1 protein-coding gene and 1 pseudogene are annotated in these 841 nt (G+C 69.4%); both read left to right on the top strand.

Annotation, left to right across the window (positions count from 1 at the left end):
* Nucleotides 1-398 (top strand): annotated as a pseudogene (locus GPA_RS05935) (hypothetical protein); the annotation flags it as partial.
* On the top strand, nucleotides 395-841 hold a 447-nt coding region (locus GPA_RS05930; protein WP_167536607.1), incomplete at its 3' end, for a hypothetical protein. The pseudogene GPA_RS05935 and the gene GPA_RS05930, both read left to right, overlap by 4 nt.

The raw sequence follows: 841 nt of genomic DNA, 5'->3' as shown, positions 1-841 counted from the left end.
GCTCCAGGCCGAGATCGCCCGCCGCCGCGACGAGGAGCGCGCCCGACGGCGGGCGCTCGTGGGTCCCCCACGCCGACTATGTGGAGTTCTTCGTCGCCGGCCGCAACGCGGCGCTCTACGGAAGCCAGGGCCAGCAGCGCTCCATCGTGCTGGCGTTCAAGCTGGCCGAGGCCGCGCTCATCCAAGAGATACTGGGGCAGAAGCCCGTGCTTTTGCTGGACGACGTCATGAGCGAGCTCGACGCCGGGCGCCGCAACGCGCTCGTATCGTTCATCGAGGGGGACATCCAAACGTTCATCACCACCGCGAACCTCGCCTACTTCGACGAGGGCCTGCTCGCCCGCGCCCGCGTGGTGGAGCTGCCGCGGAACGGGGCGGCGGGGGAGGGCGCGCGATGAGGAAGCTCAAGGCGGACCTCGACCGGTTGAAGGCGCTGTTGGAGGAGAAGAACCCCGGCGGCGCCGAAGCGCTGCGCTTCGCCGAGGTGAACGACCTTTGGAAAAACGCCGTCGCTGCCGTGTTCGGCGGCGATTCGGCGGCCCTCGTGCTCGACCACACGAACAGCGTGTACGTGATGTCGGGCGAGCAAGGCGGCAACCTGCGGCGCTTCGACCGCCCGCGCAGCGAGACGCAGGGGCCCGTGGAGGGCAAGGTGCTGGCCGTGTACTGCGACGACAGCATGGTGCGCTCCGAGCTGGACAACCGCCAGGAGCTGCTGAAGATGAAGTTCAAGGAACAGGGCGAGGACGTGGAGGCGCTGCGGATACTGCCCTCGACCCGCGACATGAAGAACCGCCACCCTTTCCGCGAGGAGCCCGCGCGGCCCGGCGGCCCGGCACCG

The organism is Gordonibacter pamelaeae 7-10-1-b (assembly GCF_000210055.1).
GTDB lineage: Bacteria > Actinomycetota > Coriobacteriia > Coriobacteriales > Eggerthellaceae > Gordonibacter > Gordonibacter pamelaeae.
This window is presented reverse-complemented; position numbering and strand designations above follow the sequence as displayed.